The 17,421-nt window shown below is 69.1% G+C and carries 17 protein-coding genes and 2 pseudogenes; 13 read left to right on the forward strand and 6 right to left on the reverse strand.

Translation table 11 applies throughout. From position 1 onward, the window contains the following. Positions 1-88 precede the first annotated feature (88 nt). Positions 89-1,495 (reverse strand): family 2B encapsulin nanocompartment shell protein, encoded by a 1,407-nt coding sequence (locus NRF20_RS15790; RefSeq protein WP_398631146.1) that lies wholly within the window; start codon positions 1,493-1,495, stop codon positions 89-91. Between the two features lie 178 nt (positions 1,496-1,673). Between NRF20_RS15790 and NRF20_RS15795 the strand changes: the two genes are divergently transcribed. The 5 genes and pseudogenes from NRF20_RS15795 to NRF20_RS15815 all read left to right on the forward strand — a co-directional run bounded on the left by NRF20_RS15795 (position 1,674) and on the right by NRF20_RS15815 (position 4,590). Then, positions 1,674-2,123: an RrF2 family transcriptional regulator gene (locus NRF20_RS15795; protein WP_398631147.1), complete on the forward strand. Its 450-nt coding sequence runs from the start codon at positions 1,674-1,676 to the stop codon at positions 2,121-2,123. Positions 2,124-2,218: 95 nt separating this feature from the next. Further along, on the forward strand, positions 2,219-3,415 hold the full coding sequence (locus tag NRF20_RS15800) for a globin domain-containing protein (RefSeq protein WP_398631148.1): 1,197 nt from the start codon (positions 2,219-2,221) through the stop codon (positions 3,413-3,415). Positions 3,416-3,499: 84 nt separating this feature from the next. After that, positions 3,500-3,906 (forward strand): annotated as a pseudogene (locus tag NRF20_RS15805) (N-acetylmuramoyl-L-alanine amidase); the annotation flags it as partial. Positions 3,907-3,949: 43 nt separating this feature from the next. Further along, positions 3,950-4,099 (forward strand): annotated as a pseudogene (locus NRF20_RS15810) (1-aminocyclopropane-1-carboxylate deaminase); the annotation flags it as partial. A gap of 107 nt (positions 4,100-4,206) precedes the next feature. Further along, positions 4,207-4,590: a VOC family protein gene (locus tag NRF20_RS15815; protein ID WP_266358074.1), complete on the forward strand. Its 384-nt coding sequence runs from the start codon at positions 4,207-4,209 to the stop codon at positions 4,588-4,590. Between the two features lie 389 nt (positions 4,591-4,979). On the opposite strand, the gene NRF20_RS15820 is transcribed toward NRF20_RS15815, so the two are convergent. After that, on the reverse strand, positions 4,980-5,198 hold the full coding sequence (locus NRF20_RS15820) for a hypothetical protein (protein ID WP_266358076.1): 219 nt from the start codon (positions 5,196-5,198) through the stop codon (positions 4,980-4,982). A gap of 362 nt (positions 5,199-5,560) precedes the next feature. Between NRF20_RS15820 and NRF20_RS15825 the strand changes: the two genes are divergently transcribed. Next, positions 5,561-6,292, forward strand: a complete 732-nt coding sequence (locus NRF20_RS15825; RefSeq protein WP_398631149.1) for an XRE family transcriptional regulator — start codon at positions 5,561-5,563, stop codon at positions 6,290-6,292. A gap of 34 nt (positions 6,293-6,326) precedes the next feature. Further along, positions 6,327-7,262: a 1-aminocyclopropane-1-carboxylate deaminase/D-cysteine desulfhydrase gene (locus NRF20_RS15830; RefSeq protein WP_398631150.1), complete on the forward strand. Its 936-nt coding sequence runs from the start codon at positions 6,327-6,329 to the stop codon at positions 7,260-7,262. Positions 7,263-7,278: 16 nt separating this feature from the next. Here NRF20_RS15830 and NRF20_RS15835 read toward each other — a convergent pair whose 3' ends face one another. Further along, entirely contained in the window at positions 7,279-8,883 is a 1,605-nt protein-coding gene (locus NRF20_RS15835; protein WP_398631151.1) for a Na+/H+ antiporter, read from the reverse strand. A 35-nt stretch (positions 8,884-8,918) separates the two neighbouring features. Here NRF20_RS15835 and NRF20_RS15840 point away from each other — a divergent pair, with 35 nt between their 5' ends. The 3 genes from NRF20_RS15840 to NRF20_RS15850 all read left to right on the forward strand — a co-directional run bounded on the left by NRF20_RS15840 (position 8,919) and on the right by NRF20_RS15850 (position 10,773). Beyond that, on the forward strand, positions 8,919-9,179 hold the full coding sequence (locus NRF20_RS15840; protein ID WP_266358079.1) for a UBP-type zinc finger domain-containing protein: 261 nt from the start codon (positions 8,919-8,921) through the stop codon (positions 9,177-9,179). 230 nt (positions 9,180-9,409) lie between these two features. Then, positions 9,410-9,823, forward strand: coding sequence for an anti-sigma regulatory factor (locus NRF20_RS15845; protein ID WP_073781878.1), 414 nt, complete (start codon positions 9,410-9,412; stop codon positions 9,821-9,823). Further along, on the forward strand, positions 9,820-10,773 hold the full coding sequence (locus NRF20_RS15850; protein ID WP_398631152.1) for an RNA polymerase sigma factor SigF: 954 nt from the start codon (positions 9,820-9,822) through the stop codon (positions 10,771-10,773). The genes NRF20_RS15845 and NRF20_RS15850 overlap by 4 nt, the downstream gene beginning before the upstream one ends. Positions 10,774-10,919: 146 nt before the next feature. On the opposite strand, the gene NRF20_RS15855 is transcribed toward NRF20_RS15850, so the two are convergent. Further along, positions 10,920-11,297, reverse strand: a complete 378-nt coding sequence (locus NRF20_RS15855) for a hypothetical protein (protein ID WP_266365251.1) — start codon at positions 11,295-11,297, stop codon at positions 10,920-10,922. 238 nt (positions 11,298-11,535) lie between these two features. On the opposite strand from NRF20_RS15855, the gene NRF20_RS15860 reads away from it, so the two are divergent. Further along, on the forward strand, positions 11,536-12,504 hold the full coding sequence (locus NRF20_RS15860; protein WP_398631153.1) for a diacylglycerol/lipid kinase family protein: 969 nt from the start codon (positions 11,536-11,538) through the stop codon (positions 12,502-12,504). A 319-nt stretch (positions 12,505-12,823) separates the two neighbouring features. Beyond that, the gene (locus NRF20_RS15865) at positions 12,824-13,081 is read left to right on the forward strand and encodes a WhiB family transcriptional regulator (protein WP_003953983.1); all 258 of its coding nucleotides are present in this window, start codon (positions 12,824-12,826) and stop codon (positions 13,079-13,081) included. Between the two features lie 174 nt (positions 13,082-13,255). Here the strand turns inward: NRF20_RS15865 and NRF20_RS15870 are convergent, their stop codons facing one another. Together NRF20_RS15870 and NRF20_RS15875 are read right to left on the reverse strand one after the other, a co-directional pair. Next, positions 13,256-14,722, reverse strand: coding sequence for a histidine kinase N-terminal domain-containing protein (locus tag NRF20_RS15870; RefSeq protein ID WP_398631208.1), 1,467 nt, complete (start codon positions 14,720-14,722; stop codon positions 13,256-13,258). A 515-nt stretch (positions 14,723-15,237) separates the two neighbouring features. Beyond that, positions 15,238-16,308, reverse strand: a complete 1,071-nt coding sequence (locus NRF20_RS15875) for an SIS domain-containing protein (protein WP_413752777.1) — start codon at positions 16,306-16,308, stop codon at positions 15,238-15,240. Between the two features lie 196 nt (positions 16,309-16,504). Between NRF20_RS15875 and nagB the strand changes: the two genes are divergently transcribed. Beyond that, entirely contained in the window at positions 16,505-17,290 is a 786-nt protein-coding gene (gene nagB / locus NRF20_RS15880; RefSeq protein ID WP_393694751.1) for a glucosamine-6-phosphate deaminase, read from the forward strand. The last annotated feature ends 131 nt before the right edge of the window (positions 17,291-17,421 follow it).

The raw sequence follows: 17,421 nt of genomic DNA on the forward strand, positions 1-17,421 counted from the left end.
GGGCGTCCTCCCGAGGCCGCCCCGGGCACGGCTGCCCGGGGGCGGAGGTTGACGGGGGCCCGGACATCGCCGTCCGGGCCCCCGATGGCTACCGCCAGCGGCTGACCTCTACGTTTTCCAGTACGCCGAGGGCGTCCGGTACGAGGATGGCTGCGGAGTAGTAGGCCGTCACCAGATAGGAGATGATCGCCTGCTCGTCGATGCCCATGAACCGGACCGACAGGCTGGGCTCGATCTCGTCGGGGATGCCGGTCTGCTGGAGTCCGATGACGCCCTGCTCGGCCTCACCCGTCCTCATGCAGATGATCGACGTGGTCCGGGCATCGGTGACCGGGATCTTGTTGGACGGGAAGATCGGTACGCCCCGCCAGGCCGGCACATGGTGTCCGCCGACCTCCACGCTCTCCGGCACCAGACCGCGCTTGTTGCACTCACGGCCGAATGCGGCAATGGCCCGCGGATGCGCGAGGAAGAGCTTCGAGCCGCGGCGGCGCGAGAGCAGTTCGTCCATGTCGTCGGGGCTGGGCGCCCCGTCGTGCGGCTGGAGGCGCTGCCCGTAGTCGCAGTTGTTGAGCAGACCGAACTCGCGGTTGTTGATCAGCTCGTGCTCCTGGCGCTCGCGCAGCGCCTCGACCGTGAGCCGCAACTGCTGCTCGGTCTGGTTCATCGGCTGGTTGTAGAGGTCGGCGACCCTGCTGTGGACCTTCAGCACGGTCTGGGCGACGCTCAGTTCGTACTCACGCGGCGCCGATTCATAGTCCACGTATGTATGCGGGACGACGGCTTCGCCGACATGGCCGGCGGAGAGATCGATCTCCGCCTCGCCGTACTTGTTGGTGCGCTGCTGCGGAATGCTGAGCAGTCCGGCGAGATGGGTGCGGAGCGAATCCGCGCGCTCGGCGAGATTCAGCACGTCGGCCCGCCTCAGCGTCAGCACCGTGCAGGCGGTGACGGCACGGGCCGTGTACTCCCAGACGGCGTCGCCGTCGATCAGGGCGTGGTCGCCGAAATACGCCCCGTCGGCGTGGACCCCGAGCACTGTCTCGTCCCCGTACAGGCCGGTGCCGACCTTCTCGACCTTGCCGTGCGCCAGGAGGAAGACACGGTCCGCCGCCTCCCCGGCGCCGGCCAGAACCTGGCCCGCGGCAATTTCACGCTGCTCGCACCGCCGGGCCAGTTCGCCGAGCACCTCCTCGTCGTCGAACTCCCGCAGGGCGGGCAGCTCTCCGAGCTCGGCGGGAATGACCGTGACCCGGTCACCGGTCTGCACGAAGGTCACCCGGCCGTCCCCGACCGAGTAGCTCAGCCTGCGGTTCACCCGGTAGGTGCCACCTTGTACCTGCACCCACGGCAGCATCTTCAGCAGCCACCGTGAGGTGATCTCCTGCATCTGCGGAGCGGACTTGGTGGTCGTCGCGAGGTTCCGCGCCGCTGCCGTGCCCAGACTCTGCTGCGGCGGCACCGGCGCGTTCTGAACCTCTTCACCAACGGACATCTGACGTCCTCTCGATCATCGGCTGACCTGCGTGAAGAAGCCTTTCAGCACGGAGAGTCGGCACGCCATTACACAAAAGAGTGCGACTATTCGGGCTTTGGTCTGGGCACGACGTTCAGCGATGTCCACGGGTCCCATTAATTTGCATCCCTGATGCAACTTATCTACCGTGTCCATCATGCGGCTGACGAGATTCACCGACGTGGCGCTGCGCGTACTGATGCGCCTCGCCGTCGTGGAGAACGAGGACCCGCCGACCACCCGGGAGGTGGCGGCGACCATGCAGGTGCCGTACACCCACACCGCGAAGGTCGTCGCCAAGCTCCAGCACCTCGGCCTCATCGAGGCGCGCCGGGGCCGCGGCGGCGGGCTCAGCCTCACCGGAGCGGGCCGGGCCGCCTCGATCGGCGGACTCGTCCGGGAGCTGGAGGGACCCGGCGACGTCGTCGAGTGCGAGGGCGCCACCCCCTGCCCCCTGCGCTCGGCCTGCCGGCTGCGCGGCGCCCTGCGCCAGGCGGAGGAGGCCTTCTACGCCTCGCTCGATCCGATCACCGTCACCGAACTCGTCACCTCCCCCACCGGTCCACTGCTCATCGGCATCAGCAGCGGCCGCCCGGCCGCCGACTGAGCCACCGCGCACCGCACCACGGGCGCCATCGCCCGGTTTCACACTGCCCAAAAATGTGAATCTCAGATACCAATTCAAGAACCCAGGAGTCACCGATGCTCTCCGAGACGTCGACCGCCACCGTCCGTGCCACCCTCCCCGCCGTGGGAGCGGCCATCGGAGACATCGCCGATCTCTTCTACCGCAAGCTCTTCGACGCCCACCCCGAGCTGCTGCGTGACCTCTTCAACCGCGGCAACCAGGCGTCCGGCGCCCAGCGCCAGGCTCTCGCGGGCTCCATCGCCGCCTTCGCGACCCAGCTGGTCGAGCACCCGGACACCCGCCCCGACGTGATGCTCAGCCGGATCGCGCACAAGCACGCCTCGCTCGGCGTCACCGCCGCGCAGTACGACATCGTGCACACCCATCTGTTCGCCGCCATCGCCGAGGTGCTCGGCGACGCAGTCACCCCGGAGGTCGCCGCCGCCTGGGACGAGGTCTACTGGCTGATGGCGGGCGCCCTGATCTCGATCGAGGAGCGGCTGTACGCACAGCAGGGCGTCGTCGCCGGTGACGTGTGGCGCGAGTGGGAGGTGGCCACCCGGATCGAGGAGACGGCGGATGTCGCCACCTTCCAGCTCCGCCCGGCAGACGGCGCACCCGCCCCCGCCTTCCGCCCCGGCCAGTACGTCTCCGTACAGGTGGAACTCCCCGACGGGGCCCGCCAGATCCGCCAGTACAGCCTCTCCAGCGCCCCCGGCTCCCCGCTCCGCTCGATCACCGTCAAGCGGGTGCACGACGGCGGCTCGCCCGACGGCGAGGTCTCCCGTCATCTGCACGCCGAGGTCGGGGCGGGCGACCGGCTGCGTGTTTCCGCCCCGTACGGCGATCTCGTACTCGACTCCGCCGATGCCCCGCTCCTGCTCGCCTCCGCGGGCATCGGCTGCACCCCGATGCTGTCGATGCTGGAACACCTCGCGGCGACCGGACACCGCGCCCCGGTCGCCGTCGTGCACGGCGACCGCTCCCCCTCCGACCACGCGATGCGCACCGACCACGCCCTGCTCACCGGCAAACTCCCCGACGCCGTCGCCCACTTCTGGTACGAGACCCCGGAGCCCGGCCACCCCGCCGACCGCACCGGCCGGGTCGATCTGAGCGGCCTCGCGATCGCCCCCGGCACCCACGCCTACCTCTGCGGACCACTGCCCTTCATGCGGGCCGTACGCACCCAGTTGCTGGCCAAGGGCGTCCCGGCGGCGGACATCCACTACGAGGTGTTCGGCCCCGACCTGTGGCTCGCCCAGGGCTGAACCCAACCCACTGCTCGCGGAATTGACCGGATCGGCTTGCACACGGACCGAACAGCCGGTCCGGGGATGGGCCGGAAACCCTAAGGCCCGGTCAGCGGCGTGATGATCCACCACACGGCCACCGAGGGCACCGCCTCCACCGTCCGCATCTGCCGCGACGGCCATCCGGAGCTGCCCGGCCCGCTGTGCCACGGCGTGATCGCCAAGGACGGCCGGATCCACCTGGTCGGCTACGGCCGCGCCAACCACGCCGGACTCGGCGACGACGACGTACTGCGCGCCGTCGTCGCCGAGAAGCGCCTCACGTCCGACAACGAGGCCAACACCGACGGGAACGGGCGATCGAGAAGGCCGCCGCCGCGGTCTGCCGTCACCACGGCTGGACGTCCCGCTCAGTGATCGGCCACAAGGAGTGGCAGCCCGGCAAGATCGATCCCCGCGGCTTCTCGATGCACTCCATGCGGGACCGGATCCACGACCGCCTGAAATGACCCGCACCCACCCGGCACGGCATGGCACGGCGACAATTGCGGCATGCCCTCCGAAGCACTCGACCTCTCCCGCCCGCAGCCGGTGCTCCCCTCACCCCTGCAACCGGCCGAGGACGTACGCTTCGCGCGCCACGGCGTACGGCTGCTGCTCAAACGCGACGATCTGATCCACCCCGCTCTCCCCAGATACAAGCCGACTGGTGTTAGTCGGGCTGATCTGGGATGAGCCGCTGATGGGGCCGGACGGTGAGCCGGTGCGCGTCGGAGCGGGCGTCAGCATCACGCGGCATACTCGGCGAGATGATCGGACATCTGTGGACCACCGTCATCGACTGCCCCGACCCATCCGCGCTCGCCGCCTTCTACGAGAAACTGCTGTCGCTCTCACGACTGGAGGACACCCCTGAGTTCGTCGTGCTCGGTAGCACGTCAGGTACGGAAGTCGTGGCGTTTCAAAAGGTCGACGACTACCGGCGGCCGCAATGGTCCAATCCTGAACACCCTCAACAGATGCACATTGACGTCATGGTCACGGATCTCGACGTAGCTGAGCCACAGGTACTTGCACTGGGCGCCACACTGCTTGACGGGTCAGACAAGCCAATCGGGTACCGGGTGTACGCCGACCCCGTCGGCCACCCCTTCTGTCTCGTCACTCCCCAGGAAGAAACCGAAGGCATCTGACGGCACCTGCAATACCACTCCAGTCACAGCCCCGCCGCGGTCCTCAGCTCTGCACATGATTCTGAAACGATCAGTAAAGCCTCACGGCGCCGCCCGCCCCAGCCGCACGGCCTCTGGAAGGTCGGCGCCCCGCCGAAGCAGCGGAGGAGGGGCGCACGATGCGATCGGCGGCTACTTTCTCTGCGGCTCGGGCAGCGATGCGGCTGGGCAGCTGTCGTTCGGTCGGGACCGACCGCCAGGCCGCATGCCCGGCCGAGGCGACTTGGCCGCCCGGCGCGCCGAAGGCGCGCCCTTGAGCAAGTAGAGAAAAGTTAAGCCGATCAGCCTCAGGCCTGCGTTCATCATCAGCCGCTGGCTACCGATGGGCGCTCGGTTCTGCCAGAAGACCGCTACGGCGTCGGCGGCTGACAGCGCCTGAGAGCCTCTGCCAGGCACTCCACCATGTCGGCGGGGAGCGTCCCCAGATGGACGTGGGGCCGCCCCGAGTGAGTCACCACGGGCCGCAGGTGGCCGATCCGGTCGGCACGGAAGCCGCGTGCCGCGAAAGCTGCCTTCAGCGCCTCCGTGGCGTCCTCTGCCACCTTGCGGCCCTCGCGCCACTGCCGCATCTCCATCCTCCTCGCCCCCTGTGTCATCGTCGGCGTCCCCTCCTCCTGTGAGGGTGGTTACGGATCTCCACGTTCGCGTCCGTCTCGGCCGAGTAGTCGCCTCGCGCCTTTGCCTCCTGCCTCTGCTCGACCAGGGCCGCGCACACATCGCACCCCTCCGCCGCTCGGGGAGGTTCCGGAGGGAGCTGAAGGTGCACGGGCTTGTCCATCGTCGTCCTGTGTGCCGTCATGGCTGCGATGCTGCTCGCCCCTTGCGGACGTATCTCGCGACGAACCACGGACAGTTGGACCGTTGAGCACTACGGTTCAAAAAGGCCCAAACGTCGCTGGGGGAAGTCTTGAACGTCGCTCTACGATCGGCTATGGCAGACGCCAAGCTCTCGCCACGGAAACTCGCCGCCCGTATCGGCGTGGCACCCAAGACCGTGGAACGGTGGCTGGCCGATTCCGAGTTGGTACCTCATGCAAGGAACCGTGTCGACGCGTGCCGGGCGCTGAAGGTGGACGAAGAGATGATCTGGCCGAAGGCCGTACAGGAACGCGTGAAGACCGGTCACGACCGCGAGTTGGTACACGCATACCCGTACCGATCGGCCTGCCCGTCGACGGTGTGGGGCGAACTGATCGAAGGTGCCACGACGGACATCTTCCTGGCCGGATACACGAACTACTTCGTGTGGCTGGAGCAACCCGCATTCGTCGACACACTGCGCAGGAAGATCTCAGAGGGATGCCGGGTGCGCTTCCTGCTCGGTGATCCCGACGGGGAAGTGACCCGCCAGCGTGAGGCCATCGAGGACGTCGCCCTGAGCGTCGCAACGCGCATCCGGATCAGCCTGGAGCACCTGGGACGGCTTGGTCCGCTGGAGGGCCTGGAAACGCGATTCAGCAGCGCCGAGGATGCCGTGAACCACGTATCCCTGTCCGTGTTCAGGTTCGACCACGACGCACTCGTGACACCCCACCTGGCCCGGCTCGTCGGCCACGACTCGCCTCTCCTGCATCTGCGCCGCCAGGGCGACAGCGGGATGTTCGACAGGTTCGCCGAGCACGCCGAGGAACTGTGGAACCGGGGCGTACCCCGGACGCCGTGAACGCGCGGCCAACGGTCAGAGCGACAATGACAGGGTGAGCCAGCCCGTAAATCTCGCCCTTGCACTCCAGCCCCGGCCGCCCTCCCCCCTGGAAGAAGTCCACGACGACCGATTCGCCCGCCAGGGCGTTCGGCTGCTGCTCAAGCGGGACGATCTCATTCACACCACGCTGGACTGGGATACGGCTGCGCTTGGACCAGTGGAGCTGTACCCTCCGGGCAACAAATGGCGCAAACTCTCCCCCAACCTGCGGGCCGCCGCGGGGCGCACCGTGCTGACCTTCGGCGGCGCGTACTCCAACCATCTGCGGGCCACCGCCGCCGCCGGGCGGCTGCTCGGCTTCCCCACCATCGGGGTCGTACGCGGTGACGAACTGGCCGGCCGTCCCCTCAACCCCTCGCTCGCCCGCTGCGCCGCCGACGGAATGACCCTGCATTTCGTGGACCGTACGACGTACCGCGCGAAGGCCGATCCAGACGTCCTGGCGGGGCTGCTGAGCGCCTTCGGGGAGTGCTGCGTCATCCCGGAGGGCGGCAGCAACGCCCTGGCCGCACAGGGCTGTACGGAGCTGGGCCGCGAGCTGCGCGGCCGGGCCGATGTGGCCGCGGTCGCCTGCGGCACCGGCGGCACCCTCGCCGGACTGGCCGCCGGCCTCGCACCGGGGCAGCGCGCCCTCGGCATCCCGGTGCTGCGCGGCGGCTTCCTCGGCGACGCGGTACGGGAACTGCAGCAGGAGGCGTTCGGCGGGCCCGCCGGGTCGTGGTCCCTGGACGAACGCTTCCACTTCGGCGGCTACGCCCGTACGACCCCGCAGCTGCACGCCTTCGCGGACGACTTCGAGCAGCGGCACGGGCTGCCCGTCGAGCGCCTCTATGTCGCCAAGCTGCTGTACGCACTCACCGCTCTGGCCGAGGAGGGCGTGTTCCCCGCGGGAACCACGGTCGCGGCCGTCGTCACGGGCCGGCCGTAGGTGCATCCCACCCGGCCTAAGGCGCTTCCGACTCCTCCCGGTAGGCCGCCGCCTCCTCCAGGTCGAGCCGTCTGAGCAGCGTGCGGAGCATCTCGTCGTCGATCTGCCGCTCGTCCCGCAGCCGTACGAAGACCTCGCGCTCGGCTTCGATCATTTCCCTGGCCAGGCGCCGGTACGTGTCGTCTGCCGACTCCCCGGTCACCGGATTGGCCGCACCCAGTCGCTCCCACACCGCGTTGCGGCGGCGCTCCAGGACGGTGCGCAGCCGGTCGGTGAGCGGTCCCGGCAGCCAGTTGCGCCGGTCGGTGAGCAGCTCCTCCAGGCGCGCCTCGGCGGCCGTGGACGCCTCGCTCTGCGCCTGCGCCTCGGCCAGGGTCTCCGCCGTCGCATCGCGCCCCGGAAGCTTCAGGACGCGCACCAGCAGCGGCAGGCTGAGCCCCTGCACGACGAGGGTGCCGATGACGGTGGTGAAGGTCAGGAACAACACCAGATTGCGGGCCGGGAAGGCATGCCCGTCGGTCGTGAGCAGGGGGATGGAGAAGGCGATGGCGAGCGAGACGACTCCGCGCATCCCGGCCCAGCCGACGATCAGCGGCCCCGTCCAGTTGGTCTCGGTCTCGCGCTCCCTGATCCGTTTCGACAGCCACCTGGGCAGATACGTCGCCGGGTAGACCCAGATGAAGCGGACCACGACGACGGCGAGGAACACGGCCACCGCGTACCAGAGGGCATCTGCCACCGCGTACGCGCCGAGCCCCTTCAGCACGAAGGGCAGCTGGAGCCCGATCAGCGCGAAGACCGCGGACTCCAGGATGAACGCGACCATCTTCCAGACGGCCGCCTCCTGGAGCCGGGTCGCGAAGTCGACCTGCCAGGAGCGGTGGCCCAGATAGAGCGCGACGACGACCACGGCGAGCACTCCGGAGGCGTGTACGCGTTCGGCCGCCGCGTACGCCACGAAGGGGATCAGCAGCGACAGCGTGTTCTGCAGCAGGGCTTCCTTGAGGTGCGTACGGAGCCAGTGCAGCGGCACCATCAGCGCCAGGCCGACCACGACGCCGCCGACCGCGGCGAGGAGAAATTCGCCGATCCCGGCACCCCAGCTCATACCCTCGCCGACGGCGGCGGCGAGCGCCACCTTGTAGGCGGTGATCGCGGTGGCATCGTTCACCAGGGACTCACCCTGCAGGATCGTCGTGACCCGGCCGGGCAGCCCGACCCGGCGGGCGATCGCGGCGGCCGTGACGGCGTCCGGCGGGGCGACGACCGCGCCGAGCACCAGCGCGGCGGTGAGTGGCAGGTCCGGCACGAGGCGGTACGCCAGCCAGCCGACCGCGACGGTCGCGAACAGGACGTAACCGACGGAGAGCAGCGCGACCGGCCGGAGATTGGCCCGCAGGTCGAGGTACGAGCTGTCGACGGCCGCCGTATAGAGCAACGGCGGCAGCAGCAGCGGCAGCACGATGTGCGCGTCCAGGGTGTACGTCGGCACCCCGGGCAGATACGAGGCGATCAGCCCCACCGTGACCAGCAGCAGGGGGGCCGGCACCGGGGTGCGGCGGGCGGCCCCCGCCACGGCCGCACTGGCCGCGACCAATGCCACCAGCGGCAATGCGTCCATTTCACGGTCCTCGCATCCGTCGTAACCTGACAATCATGAGTGATTGCGCGCACGTGTCCGAACTGCCGCGCCCCGAGCCGGCCCCGCGCAGCGAGACCTGCCTCGGGTGCCTCGAGGCGGGCACCCACCCGGTGCAGCTACGGCTCTGTCTGCTCTGCGGTCATGTCGGCTGCTGCGATTCGTCGCCGCTGCAGCACGCCACCGCCCACTTCAAGGAGACCGGTCATCCGGTGATGCGGAGCTTCGAGGCGGGCGAAAGCTGGCGCTGGTGCTTCGAGGACGGTTCGATCGTCTGACGCCTGGGTACGTCAAACCGGCGCCGGTTGTTCGCAATTGACCGTCGCAGACCTCTACCCACCGTGTGTACTCATGGGCTTACCATGAGTGACAGCCATGGGCTGGGGGTCCGGCGACACGGCATCATGGATCGCGATAGCGTCGCCGGACCAGACCGAAGACGTACCGCATGGCTCCGGGGCACCCTTCCCGGATCCTCGAAAGAGTTTGTGCCACCTTGGAGGTGAGGGTGTCCCAGATCGCAGGCGAGCCCGGGAATCAGGACTTCGTAGAGGTCCGGCTGCCCGCTGCGGGTGCCTACCTGTCGGTGCTGCGTACGGCAACGGCCGGTCTCGCAGCGCGCTTGGACTTCACTCTCGACGAGATCGAGGATCTTCGCATCGCGGTCGACGAGGCCTGCGCGATCCTGCTTCAGCAGGCCGTGCCGGGCTCAGTCCTCAGCTGCGTCTTCCGGCTCATCGAGGATTCTCTCGAGGTGACGGTGTCGGCCCCGACGACGGACGGCCGGGCGCCGGAGCGAGACACCTTCGCATGGACGGTGCTCTCCGCACTGGCCGGAAAGGTCGACTCCTCGGTCGCCGACGACCGTACTGTCAGCATCAGCCTCTACAAACAGCGCGGCGCGGGACCCGGGCCGGCGTGAGCAACGGGAACGGGGACGGTCCTGTGCGGGACGAGACGATCCGACCAGGGGTGGTGCGCGCAGCAGGCATCCCGGAACAGCAGGCCCTGCCCCATCCGGTGGACGGGGCGGGCGGGCCTGCGGGCCGTACGGTCGCGGTGGAGCAGTCGCAGGCGGAGCAGGCAGGCCAGATGAGCGAGCACAGGCACCACGATCCACACGACCGCAGCGGGGCGCGGGCGCTGTTCATCGAACTGCGCAAGCTTCCCGACGGGTCGGCCGAGAAGGCGGAGCTGCGCAATCAGCTGGTGCGGATGCATCTGCCGCTCGTGGAGCATCTGGCCCGCCGGTTCCGCAATCGCGGCGAGCCGCTGGATGATCTGACCCAGGTCGCCACGATCGGCCTGATCAAGTCGGTGGACCGGTTCGACCCGGACCGCGGCGTCGAGTTCTCGACGTACGCGACCCCCACGGTCGTCGGCGAGATCAAGCGCCACTTCCGTGACAAGGGCTGGGCGGTCCGGGTGCCGCGCCGGCTCCAGGAGCTGCGGCTCTCGCTCACCACGGCCACGGCCGAACTCTCCCAGCAGCACGGCCGCTCGCCGACGGTGCACGAGCTGGCGGAGCGGCTGGGCATCTCCGAGGAAGAGGTCCTGGAGGGCCTGGAATCGGCCAATGCGTACAGCACGCTCTCGCTGGACGTGCCGGACACGGACGACGAGTCCCCGGCGGTCGCGGACACGCTGGGCTCCGAGGACGAGGCGCTGGAGGGCGTCGAGTACCGGGAGTCGCTCAAGCCTCTGCTGGAGGACCTGCCGCCGCGCGAGAAGCGGATTCTGCTGCTGCGCTTCTTCGGCAACATGACCCAGTCGCAGATCGCGCAGGAGGTCGGCATCTCGCAGATGCACGTCTCGCGGCTGCTGGCCCGCACACTGGCGCAGCTGCGCGAGCGGCTGCTCGTCGAGGAGTAGCGCGAAGGGCCGGTCCGGGCGCAGGGGGCCGGCGGAAACGGCCGTGCCCGCGCGGGGCAGTCGGCTCGCGCGTGCAGCGCCTGCGCCCCGGGGAGTCGCCGGCACCCGAAGGCCGCCTCGCCCGGCCCGGACACCGGGCATCCGGCTCAGGCGTCCGGCGTGGTGCCCGGTCGGCGGATGCCGAGTGCCTCGACCGTCGTCGGCCTGACCAGCTGGTAGAGCGCCGTCAGGACCACCGCGGCGAGGACGATCCCGGCCGGGATCAGTGCGCCGTGGGACCTCAGCAGCGTCCAGGCCACCGGAAGCGCGATGATCTGCGTGATGAGCGCGGGGCCGCGGCTCCAGCTGCGCCGCCGCAGCAGACCACGCGCGGCGAACAGCGGGATCAGGCCGAGCGCGATCAGCGTGAGGCCGCCCATCTCCGCCTGCTGCGGGCTCTCGGGGTGCCCGAGCAGCCCCATCACCAGCATGTAGATCCCGCCGCCGACGAGCGCCGCCCCTTCCAGGGCGGTGAGTCCGGCCACGAGAGTGATCCTGCTCGGCTTCGCCGGTCCGGCCGACGGCGAAGGCGACGAGGAGGGCGTGTTCTGCTGAGTACTCACCCTTGCAGGTTGACATCCCGGCCCTGCGAAAGCGAAGCCGGGGTCGGGAACCGTACGGGAAACGGACGGCCCCGTCCGAGCGCCCCCGAGTCGTCACCGAGAGTGAAGGTCATGGGGCAGGACTTCAGAGCGATACCACGCGGTAGGTAGTCTGGCCGTCATGCGCGCACTCCTTGTGGTCAATCCAGCTGCTACCACCACCAGTGCGCGGACGCGTGATGTGCTCATCCACGCGCTGGCCAGCGAGATGAAGCTGGAGGCCGTGACCACGGAGTACCGGGGCCACGCCCGGGACCTGGGGCGGCAGGCCGCGGACTCCGGAGAGATCGACCTGGTGGTCGCCCTGGGCGGCGACGGCACGGTCAACGAGGTCGTCAACGGTCTGCTCCACAATGGCCCCGACCTGGACAACCTGCCGAGTCTCGCGGTGGTTCCCGGTGGCTCCACCAATGTTTTCGCGCGCGCCCTGGGCCTGCCCAACGATGCGGTGGAGGCGACCGGCGCGATCCTGGACGCGCTCGCCAACCGCACCGAACGCACGGTCGGTCTCGGACTGGCGGCCGGCACTCCGGGCACCGAGGACGAGTCGGTTCCGGAGCGCTGGTTCACTTTCTGCGCCGGGCTCGGATTCGACGCGGGCGTGGTCGGCCGGGTCGAACAGCAGCGCGAACGCGGCAAGCGCTCGACGCATGCACTGTATGTACGCCAGGTGGTCCGGCAATTCCTGGAGGAGCCGCACCGGCGGCACGGGGCGATCACGCTGGATACGCCCGGACAGGAACCGGTCACCGACCTCGCGCTGTCCATAATTTCCAACACGGCTCCGTGGACGTACCTGGGGAATCGCCCCATGTACGCCTCCCCGAAGGCCACCTTCGACACCGGCCTGGACGTGCTCGGACTGAAGCGGCTCTCCACCCCGGCGGTCGCCCGCTACGGCACCCAGCTGCTCACTTCGAGCCCGGAGAAGGGCCCGTCCGGTAAGCACGCCGTTTCACTGCATGACCTCACGGACTTCACCTTGCATTCAAAGGTGCCGCTGCCCTTCCAGATGGACGGCGACCATCTGGGAGTGCGCACCAGTGTGACGTTCACAGGCGTACGCCGTGCACTGCGTGTGATTGTGTGAGTGGAAGGGACCAAAGTCCTTTAACTCGAACGTTTGGGCTGGGCTCCACCCCATAGAAGTACGGCTGTGACCTAGTCGACACCGAGGAATCAAAAAAAAGTTTCCAGAAGGGGTTGTATCCGCAGCTGAGGTTTGCGAATCTCTACATGGCGATCGGGACGGCCCGCAACAACGGCCTCCACTGAGAGCCAGAACCCCTCCTCACTTCACAGGACCACAACCAGTTCATCTGGGCGTCGGCCCGTCACCTGCGGGGGGATTCGTGAAAGCGTTCACATTCACAAGCACCAGTATGTAATACCAAGGAGAGGTAGCAGCCATGGACTGGCGTCACAACGCCGTTTGTCGTGAGGAAGACCCCGAGCTGTTCTTCCCCATCGGCAACACCGGTCCTGCGCTGCTGCAGATCGAGGAAGCCAAGGCCGTCTGCCGTCGCTGCCCCGTCATGGAGCAGTGCCTGCAGTGGGCGCTCGAGTCCGGCCAGGACTCCGGCGTCTGGGGTGGCCTCAGCGAGGACGAGCGCCGCGCGATGAAGCGCCGTGCCGCTCGCAACCGGGCGCGTAACGCCAGCGCCTGATCCGACGCCACCGCTACGAGCCTCAGCCAGGCGGCGCGTACAGAGCGTACGCACAACCCCGCCCCCCGAGTCGCAGCGCGCAGTACCCCCGAAGCGCATGCATGAACAGTGAGCCCGGACCGTGATCAACGGTCCGGGCTCACTGCTGTGTTCGTACCTTGCCGGCCGCCGGGGCTACTTCTCGGCGCGGACCGGGATGTCGAGGACGACCCGGGTGCCGCGGTCCGGGGCCGGGACCATGCCGAAGGTGCCGCTCAACTCGCCCTCCACCAGCGTCCTCACGATCTGCAGCCCCAGGTTGCCGGCGCGCTGCGGGTCGAAACCCTCGGGCAGTCCGCAGCCGTCGTCCTGGATCGTGATCAGCAGCCGCGTCCCGGCGGAGGAACCGCCGCGTACCGCCGACACCTCCACCGTGCCGGACTCGGCGAGGGTGAAGGCGTGCTCCAGGGCGTTCTGCAGGACCTCGGTGAGCACCATCGCCAGCGGCGTGGCCACTTCTGCGTCGAGAATGCCGAAGCGTCCCGTACGGCGACAGGTGACCTTGCCCGGGGAGATCTCGGCGACCATCGCGATGACCCGGTCGGCGATCTCGTCGAACTCCACCCGCTCGTCCAGATTCTGGGACAGCGTCTCATGGACGATGGCGATCGAACCGACGCGCCGTACCGCCTCATTGAGCGCCTCGCGGCCCTGGGCGGAGTCCATCCGGCGGGCCTGGAGCCTCAACAGGGCAGCGACGGTCTGGAGGTTGTTCTTCACCCGATGGTGGATCTCCCGGATGGTGGCGTCCTTGGTGATCAACTCCCGCTCGCGGCGGCGCAGTTCGGTGACGTCCCGGAGGAGGACCAGGGAACCGATCCTGACCCCCTTGGGCTTGAGCGGGATCGCCCGGAGCTGGATCACCCCGCCCGCGCACTCGACCTCGAACTCACGGGGCGCGTATCCGCTGGCGAGTTTGACCAGGGCCTCGTCGACCGGGCCGCGGGAAGGGGCGAGTTCGGCGGTGATCCCGCCCAGGTGCTGGCCGACCAGGTCGGAGGCGAGGCCGAGGCGGTGGTACGCGGAGAGACCGTTGGGGCTGGCGTACTGGACGACTCCGTCGGCGTCGAGCCTGATCAGCCCGTCGCCGACGCGCGGCGATGCGTCCATGTCGACCTGCTGGCCGGGGAACGGGAAGGCCCCGGCGGCGATCATCTGGGCCAGGTCGGAGGCCGACTGGAGGTAGGTGAGCTCCAGCCGGGACGGTGTACGGACGGTCAGGAGGTTGGTGTTGCGGGCGATGACTCCGAGGACCCGGCCCTCACGGCGTACGGGGATCGACTCGACCCGTACCGGCACCTCCTCGCGCCACTCCGGGTCACCCTCGCGCACGATCCGGCCCTCGTCCAGCGCCGCGTCGAGCAGCGGGCGGCGGCCACGCGGCACCAAGTGGCCGACCATGTCGTCCTGGTAGGAGGTGGGACCGGTGTTGGGCCGCATCTGGGCCACGGACACATAGCGGGTGCCGTCGCGGGTGGGAACCCACAGCACGAGGTCGGCGAAGGACAGATCGGAGAGCAGCTGCCACTCCGAGACCAGCAGATGCAGCCACTCCAGGTCGGTGTCACTGAGGGCTGTGTGCTGGCGGACGAGGTCGTTCATGGAGGGCACGTGTGCGAGCGTACCCGCGGATGGGCAATGGCTCCGAACCGAACGACCCGGCCGTACGTGTAAGGGTGGGGGGCCCGGAAAATTGCGGCCGTCCGATGGATGGACACGGGCGAATGGTCTAGTCCACAATGCTCAAGACAGAACTTCCACTCTCCCCGCACAGGAGAGTGGATCGAGGTACCCGCGCTCTCTGCCCTGACTGCGCAGGCACCTCTCCCCGGCCGGGGGCACCGCACACCGCCGGCCGAGCAGACCGCCCGGCGCCTGGGGGGTGGGAGAAGGAGCGGGGTTGGGTGCGTGCAGCTGCAAGGCGGAGGATTGAGCCAACGCGGAGCGTTGGTGATTGACGACAACGCCGCAGATGTGCGTGCCCAACCCGGCGACGCCGCCCCCCAGGTGGTGGTCGGTCTTAACTCCGGGCTGCGGTGCCGGACGGGCTGAGGGTCCCGTCCCGGCGCCGCGGCCCGCGGGTGTTCCACGGGCGTCGCCCGTGCCCCGCCCCGTGATCAGCGGGTCTCGGTGACCTTGGCCAGCGCACGTGGCGCGTCCGGGTCCTGACCGCGGGCGATCGTCACCTCGTATGCCAGCATCTGCAGCGGCAGGATCTCCAGGATCGGCTGGACCTCTTCGGCGACCCCCGCCGTCGGCAGCACGAAACCCGCGGACGCTGCCTCCACCTGGGCCTTCGGGCCGACCACGAACAGATCCGCGCCACGGCCGCGCAGCCGGTCCAGGACCGACTGGAGGGCCTGGCCGCCCCGGCCGTCCGTGACGACGGCGATCACCGGGGAGATGTTGTCGACCATGGCGAGCGGGCCGTGCAGCAGATCGGCGCCGGAGTAGGAGAGGGCCGGGATGTAGCTGGTTTCCATCAGCTTCAGGGCCGCTTCCTTGGCCGTGGGATAGCCGTAGCCGCGCGAGGTGATGACCATGCGCTCGGCGAAGCGGTAGCGCGAAGCCAGGGTCTTGACCTCGTCCCTGCGGGCCAGGATCGCCTCGGCCAGCTCCGGCAGGATCGCGGCGGCCGCCCCGTCGCCGCCGCTCAGCCCCTCCACGAAGAGGTAGAGGGACAGCAGCGACGCGGTGTACGTCTTGGTTGCCGGGAGGGCCTTCTCCGGGCCCGCCAGGATGTCGATGTGGTGCTCGCATACGGCGGCGAGCGGCGAGTCCGGGTTGTTGGTGACGGCCAGGGTGATCGCGCCGGCGTCACGGGCCGATCTGGCGGAGGCCACCAGATCGGGCGAGCCACCGGACTGGCTGACGGTGACGACGAGGACGTCCTTGAGGTCCGGCTTGGCGCCGTACGCGGTGATGGTGGACATCGAGGTGAGACCGCAGGGCAGCCCGAGCCGGATCTCCAGCAGGTACTTGGCGTAGAGCGCGGCGTTGTCCGACGTACCGCGGGCGGTGAGGAGGACGAAGCGCGGCTTCTTCGCCGCGATCTCGGCGGCCACCTCGCGAATCCTCGGGGCGCCCCGGTCGAGGATGCGCCGCAGCACCCCGGGCTGCTCGGCCATCTCGCCGGACATGATCCGGCCCGGCCGCTCGCTCCCCCCTGCCGAAATCGTGGCGGACATGTCGAGTGCCTCCCAGGGGTGTCCCGGTGCGTCAGGAACGCCGTTCGACCCAGTCGACCACGGCGAACCGGACACCCGCCAGCGGGCCGCGGCCGGAACGGGTACGGCCGTCGTGTCCGCGTTACCGGCTTCTGCTAGATTGGGTCACGATTGGTCTATACCACACGATTCAACTCTTCAGATCGGCAGGCCCCGCGTGGAAGTTGTCATCGTCCCGGACGCCAAGGCAGGCGGCGAACTGATCGCGGAGGCCATCGGCGCCCTGCTGAGCCGCAAGCCCGACGCCCTTCTCGGCGTTGCCACCGGCTCTACCCCGCTGCCCATCTACCAGGCGCTGGCGGCCAAGGTCCGCTCCGGCGCCGTGGACGCCTCGCGCGCCCGCATCTGCCAGCTCGACGAGTACGTCGGGCTGCCCGCGGGCCACCCCGAGTCCTACCGCTCCGTGGTGCTGCGCGAGGTCGTCGAACCGCTCGGCCTGTCCGAGGCCTCCTTCATGGGCCCCGACGGCTCCGCCGAGGACGTCCTGGCCGCCTGCCAGGCCTATGACAAGGCGCTCGCCGAGGCTGGCGGGGTGGACCTGCAGCTCCTCGGCATCGGCACCGACGGGCACATCGGCTTCAACGAACCGTGCTCCTCGCTCGCCTCCCGTACCCGGATCAAGACGCTCACCGAGCAGACCCGGGTCGACAACGCGCGCTTCTTCGACAACGACATCACGCAGGTGCCGCACCACGTGATCACCCAGGGCATCGGCACCATCCTGGAGTCCCGCCACCCGATCCTGCTCGCCACCGGCGAGGGCAAGGCGGACGCCGTGGCACAGACGGTGGAGGGGCCGGTGGCCTCGATCGTGCCGGCGTCGGCGCTGCAGTTGCATCCGCATGCGACGGTGGTGGTGGACGAGGCTGCCGCGTCGAAGCTGAAACTGGCGGACTACTTCCGCGCCACGTATGCGGCGAAGCCGCTGTGGCAGGGTCTTTAGTCGTCCCGGACGTGGGGAGAGGGCCGGGGCACCCTTGCAAGGGTGTCCCGGCCCTCTCGTATGCCGTTACGCGTCCTGCGGACGTGCTTGTCCTCAATCGCCGGACGGGCTTGATCCGACCGTTCCTGGGC

The organism is Streptomyces sp. R-74717, from assembly GCF_047305335.1.
Classification (GTDB): Bacteria; Actinomycetota; Actinomycetes; order Streptomycetales; family Streptomycetaceae; genus Streptomyces; species Streptomyces atratus.